Genomic DNA, 4,902 nt, shown 5'->3' on the forward strand with positions numbered 1-4,902 from the left:
GGAGCCCGTTCCTCATCTCATCGACGCACCCGCGCCAAGAACCTCATGACCCACAACACTTAGAGGCCTCGCTCATGGTCGTCTCCCTGAAGTTGTCTTGTTGCGGTAAGTCCCGCCCGGTGGGCATTCTCGGCCCTGGTCAGCTCACAGCCCAGCTGTCACAGCAGCTGCTGTGTTGTCGCTCCCCCGTCGACCGTGCGCAGCACCTGGTTTTTTGCCATCAGCAGCGCTTCTACGTCACCGTCATCGGTGCGGCTGGCCCCCAGGGCGGTGATCTCCCCGAGGGGTTCTTCACTGGAGGTCCAGTTAGCACCGGCATCGGTGCTGGTCAGCAGGCGCCCGTCAATCCCTGTGGCGGCGATGGTGCGGTCGTCGGCCCAGGCCACCAGTGAGGCCAGCTGGGGGGTGTTCAGGGGGGACCAGCTGGCGCCGTCGTCGGTGGAGCGCAGCACGCCGTTTTCTGTGGCAGCCAGCACCGCTCCCGATTTCGGGGACACGGCCAAAGAAACCGGGGCCGAGGGAATGGCGCGCATCTGCCAGGTGCGCCCGTCGGGGCTGAACCGAAGTTGCCCATCGAAGGCGATGATCCCGGCGGGGCCGGCAGCCAGGGCGTGGAAATCCGATTCCCCGCCGCGAGAGAGCACACTCCAGCTCTGCCCGCCGTCGGCGGACTCGGCCAGCCCCAATGGCTCGGGTAGGTCCACGCCCAGGCCGGGGTGGCCTGAGGCCAGGTAGCGGCCGTCGGCGGCGATGGTGAAGCCCATCAGATCCACGATGGGCCCGGCTCTGGTCAGGTCCCCGTCCTCGAGACGGTAGAGGCCCTCGTGGGTGGCCAGCAGCACGGCCCCGTCGGCCGGAGCGCGCGTGATGGCATGGACATGAGTGATCGCCGTGGCCTCGCCGGCGCCCTCACCGGAGGGGGCCGATGTGGAGGTACCCGGCTGCGGGGAGCAAGCTGCGACCGCCAGCCCGGTCCCTGTGACCAGGCCCAAACCGAGGAGAGCCCGTCGGGGCATGAGCGTCATCGGCGGTATCTCATCGCGATCATCATTCCGGCCTCGCCGTGGTACAGGTTGTGGCAGTGGACCATCCAATCCCCGGGATTGTCGGCTTGCAGTTGCAGGGCCAGGGATTGCATCGGGGCGAGCATGACCGTGTCTTTGCGTAATCCGTTGGGCAGGGCGAAGGTGTGGCCGTGGACGTGCAGCGGGTGGGCCATCATGGTCTGGTTGGCCGCGTCCAGCTGGACGCGTTGGCCTTCTCGGATCATCAGCGGGTCATTCTTGCCGTATGGAGCGCCGTTGAACCCCCACTGGTAAGGGTCCATCTGTCCGGTCAGCGCCATAGGCAGGGCCACTTCGACGTCCCGGGTCTCCAACCGGGCGCTGTCGGCCGGCTCCAGTTCGGCGCCGATCAAGGCCGGGCAACGCAGTTCCTTCGGCGTCACCGTCGGGGCCGGTGCGGCGCCGGAGCCGGTGCGGATCAACGCCATGGCCTGACCGTCCTTACCCATGGGGGCGGCCACGAACGGGAAGACCCCGTCAGCTAGGGTGACGATCGCGTCGTAACGTTCGCCCATGCCGATGGCCAGCGCGTCCGTCTCCTGCGGCTTCACGGGGAACCCATCGGTGTGGGTCACCTCCATGCGGTGCCCGCCGAGAGCGACGGTAAAGATGGTGTCGGCGGCGGCATTGATGATCCGCAGCCGCACCCGGTCCCCCGGCTTGGCGGCCAGCACATCCGGGGCCTCCGGCACCTTGCCGTTGACCAGGTAATGCGGGTAGGTCACGTCCCCGGCGTCCTCGCCGTAGGGCGAGTCTCCACCGCCCTTCATCGGTGCGTGATCCATACCGCCCATAGCCTCCGGGGAGCTCATGTCCATGTCCCCGTGGTCCATTCCGGTCATGCCCCCGTGGCCGGCCCCGTTCCCACTGGAGGAGGTGAGCGCCTGGAGCACGTCCTCGGGCGTGCGTCCCGTGCCGTCGAGCCAGTCATCGAGCACGAGCACCCATTCGTGGTCATAGCGCCCTGGTTCTCTGGGGTCATCGATGATCAGCGGGGCGTACAGAGCCCGGTCCAGTTGAACCCCGACGTGGGGGTGGTAGAAGTAGGTCCCCGGATCCGGTGCGGTGAATTCGTAGGTGTAGGTGCTCCCGGTGGCGATCGGGTCCTGGGTCAACCCTGGCACCCCGTCGGCAGCGGCTTCCAGGGCGATGCCATGCCAATGCACGGTGGTCTCGGCCGGCAACTGGTTGTCGACGGTGATCCGTAGCCGGTCCCCGGCCGTGGCCCGGATCAGCGGTCCAGGGACCGTGTCACCGTAGGCCCACGTATCGACCTGCAAGCCTCCCAAGTCCAGGGTCGCCGGCTGCGCGACAAGCGTCTTCTCCACCAGAGCCCGGCCGGGAAGTGACGGTGCCGCGGAGGAACCCGCAGCAGGTGCACCCCCTGCCAGGACACCAGCACCGAGCAGGCCGAAGCCACCAGTCAACATCCGTCTGCGGGAAACCTGATTCATGATTCCTTTCCGAGGCACAGCAGGGCACGAACGACGACAACCATTCTGGATCCGCGCACAGGCGTAGAGACCGGGATTATTGTGAAGATTCAGCGAAGATCGCAGATGACCTGCGCTCTTGCGGTCACCCGATCACAGCGTGGGGACGACACTGGAGGCATGAACCCAGGCATCGATTCCCCGTCCCATCCGGGACGGGTGCTCGTGGTCGACGACGAGAAGGCCCTAGCGCAGATGATCGCGACGTATCTCTCCCGCGCCGGCTACACCGTGGACCAGGCCCACACCGGCCCCGCGGCCCTTAAAGCAGCCCGAAACCAGCACCCGGATGTGGTGGTCCTGGATCTGGGGCTGCCAGGTCTGGACGGGATCGAGGTGTGCCGTGCCCTTCGGTCTTTCTCCGAGTGCTATGTGCTCATACTCACCGCCCGTGGGGACGAGGACGACAAGCTGACCGGACTGGAGGTGGGCGCCGATGACTACATCACCAAGCCCTTCAGCGTGCGCGAACTCGTCGCACGGGTCCAGGCCGTGCTGCGACGCCCGCGCACCGTCACCGTTCGAGAGGCCCCATGGGTCTTCGGGGACCTGGTCATCGACCTCGCTGCCCACGAGGCCCGGGTGAGCGGGGCCGCGGTCGCACTGACGCGCACCGAGTTCGATCTTTTGGCCACACTCTCGGCCGGCCCCGGACGGGCCTACTCCCGCCGTCAGCTCATCGACATCGTGTGGGATCCGTCCTGGGTGGGCGACGAGCGGATCGTGGACGTGCACATCGGGCATCTGCGCCGCAAACTCATGGAGGCACACCCCGATCTTGACTGCATCAGCACGGTCCGAGGGGTCGGTTACCGCATGGCAAGCCGATGAGCAGGCACCGCCCACGAGGCTTGGCCTCCCGGTTCTTCCTGGCGCAAACCATCGTGGTGATCGCCAGCATCCTCGCCGCGGTCCTCGCCGCCTCCATAGTGGGCCCGGCGATCTTCCACGAGCACCTGCTGCGCGCTGGGGCCGGGCACGACGCCACCCAGCTGATGCACGTGGAACAGGCCTACCGCGACACCAACCTCTGGACCCTGGGGATGGCCCTGGCCACTGCCCTGGTATGCGCCCTGGGCGTCACCTTGGTGTTCACCCGCCGCCTCCAGCGCCCGATCGACGCGCTCACCCACGCGGCCCAGGCCATGGCCCGCAGCCGCTACGACACCCGGGTCCCCGCCATGGGCGCCGGCGCTGAGGTGGACGCCCTCGCCGGGGCGTTCAACACCATGGCCGCCCAGCTGGAGCGCACCGAAGACACCCGCCGACGAATGCTCTCCGACCTGGCCCACGAGATGCGCACCCCCATCTCCGTGCTCACGGTCTACCTGGAGGCACTCCAGGACGAGGTCGCCCACTGGGACGAGACCACCAGCGAGCTCATGGGGGAACAGCTCGCCCGCCTCACCCGGCTGGTGGAAGACATCAACGACGTCTCCCGCGCGGAGGAGGGCCGCGTCATCTTGGACCGCACCGAACAACCTGTGGCCGAGCTGGTGCGCGCGGCCGCCGAGGCCTACCGGGAGGCCTACGCCGCCAAAGGCGTGGCCCTGAACATCGACGTCGACGAGACCGCCGGGGACATCGAGGCCGACCGGCAACGCATGGGCCAGGTGCTGGGCAACCTGCTCTCCAACGCCCTGCGCCACACCCCAGCCGGCGGACAGGTCACGCTCAGCGCCAACCGGCAGGGCCCAGGGCGGGTGGCCATCCGTGTCGCCGATACCGGCGACGGCATCAGCCTGGAGCAGATACCTCACCTTTTTGAACGTTTCTACCGCGGTGACACCGCCCGCGACCGCGACCATGGTGGCTCCGGGATCGGCCTGACCATTTCCAAGGCCCTGGCCGAAGCCCACGGCGGACGTCTCACAGCCACCTCCCCTGGTCGCGGGCAGGGCGCGGTCTTCACGGTGGAGCTACCCGCCCACCAGCGGACTGGGTCATCCCCGGCTACGGTGAGCGCACGAAATTGAAGCGCCCTGGGTTTGGTTCCGAGCTTCCTGAAGGAGAATCGGATCATGCCCAAGAAGTTCACCCCCGAGTTCCGCGAACGCGCCGTGCGGATGGTCTTCGACCGCCAAGCCACCGAGGGCGGACCACGCGCGGCCTCCATCCGAGTCGTGGCCGAGTCGCTGGGCTGCGGCCCCGAGACCCTGCGCGCCTGGTGCAACCAAGCCATCACAGCAAGCAAGGCCACACCGGCACCCGCCACTGACGAGAGCCTGGGCGAAGAGAATCGCAGGCTGCGTCGAGAACTCGCCGAAGCCCGCCGCGCCAATGAGATGGCGGATTCAAGCGGTGAGCGCAAGGAACTCTGCGAGCTTCTCTGATGGTGTCAGATA

5 protein-coding genes are annotated in these 4,902 nt (G+C 67.5%); 3 read left to right on the plus strand and 2 right to left on the minus strand.

From position 1 onward, the window contains the following. Positions 1 to 158: 158 nt before the first annotated feature. Together FSY66_RS12280 and FSY66_RS12285 are read right to left on the minus strand one after the other, a co-directional pair. A complete protein-coding gene (locus FSY66_RS12280) occupies positions 159 to 1,025 on the minus strand; it encodes a F510_1955 family glycosylhydrolase (protein WP_061712861.1) in 867 nt (288 codons plus the stop codon). Beyond that, complete coding sequence (locus tag FSY66_RS12285; RefSeq protein WP_144795355.1) at positions 1,022 to 2,518, minus strand: multicopper oxidase family protein; 1,497 nt, start codon at positions 2,516 to 2,518, stop codon at positions 1,022 to 1,024. The genes FSY66_RS12280 and FSY66_RS12285 overlap by 4 nt, the downstream gene beginning before the upstream one ends. 159 nt (positions 2,519 to 2,677) lie before the next feature. On the opposite strand from FSY66_RS12285, the gene FSY66_RS12290 reads away from it, so the two are divergent. Genes FSY66_RS12290 through FSY66_RS12300 form a run of 3 tightly spaced genes read left to right on the plus strand, consistent with a single transcriptional unit; the run spans position 2,678 to position 4,890 of the window. Next, a complete protein-coding gene (locus FSY66_RS12290; RefSeq protein WP_144795357.1) occupies positions 2,678 to 3,388 on the plus strand; it encodes a response regulator transcription factor in 711 nt (236 codons plus the stop codon). Further along, a complete protein-coding gene (locus FSY66_RS12295; RefSeq protein ID WP_144795359.1) occupies positions 3,385 to 4,533 on the plus strand; it encodes a sensor histidine kinase in 1,149 nt (382 codons plus the stop codon). Before FSY66_RS12290 ends, FSY66_RS12295 begins: the two co-directional genes overlap by 4 nt. Positions 4,534 to 4,578: 45 nt before the next feature. After that, on the plus strand, positions 4,579 to 4,890 hold the full coding sequence (locus FSY66_RS12300) for a transposase (RefSeq protein WP_144795361.1): 312 nt from the start codon (positions 4,579 to 4,581) through the stop codon (positions 4,888 to 4,890). Positions 4,891 to 4,902 lie beyond the last annotated feature (12 nt).

Source organism: Kocuria palustris (assembly GCF_007666205.1).
Classification (GTDB): Bacteria; Actinomycetota; Actinomycetes; order Actinomycetales; family Micrococcaceae; genus Kocuria; species Kocuria palustris_A.

What these genes read in the sequence shown, in the direction of transcription:
- FSY66_RS12295 (WP_144795359.1), top strand. Translation starts at nt 3,385, where the DNA reads ATGAGCAGGCACCGCCCACGAGGCTTGGCCTCCCGGTTCTTCCTGGCG.
- FSY66_RS12280 (WP_061712861.1), bottom strand. Translation starts at nt 1,025, where the DNA reads ATGACGCTCATGCCCCGACGGGCTCTCCTCGGTTTGGGCCTGGTCACA.
- FSY66_RS12300 (WP_144795361.1), top strand. Translation starts at nt 4,579, where the DNA reads ATGCCCAAGAAGTTCACCCCCGAGTTCCGCGAACGCGCCGTGCGGATG.
- FSY66_RS12285 (WP_144795355.1), bottom strand. Translation starts at nt 2,518, where the DNA reads ATGAATCAGGTTTCCCGCAGACGGATGTTGACTGGTGGCTTCGGCCTG.
- FSY66_RS12290 (WP_144795357.1), top strand. Translation starts at nt 2,678, where the DNA reads ATGAACCCAGGCATCGATTCCCCGTCCCATCCGGGACGGGTGCTCGTG.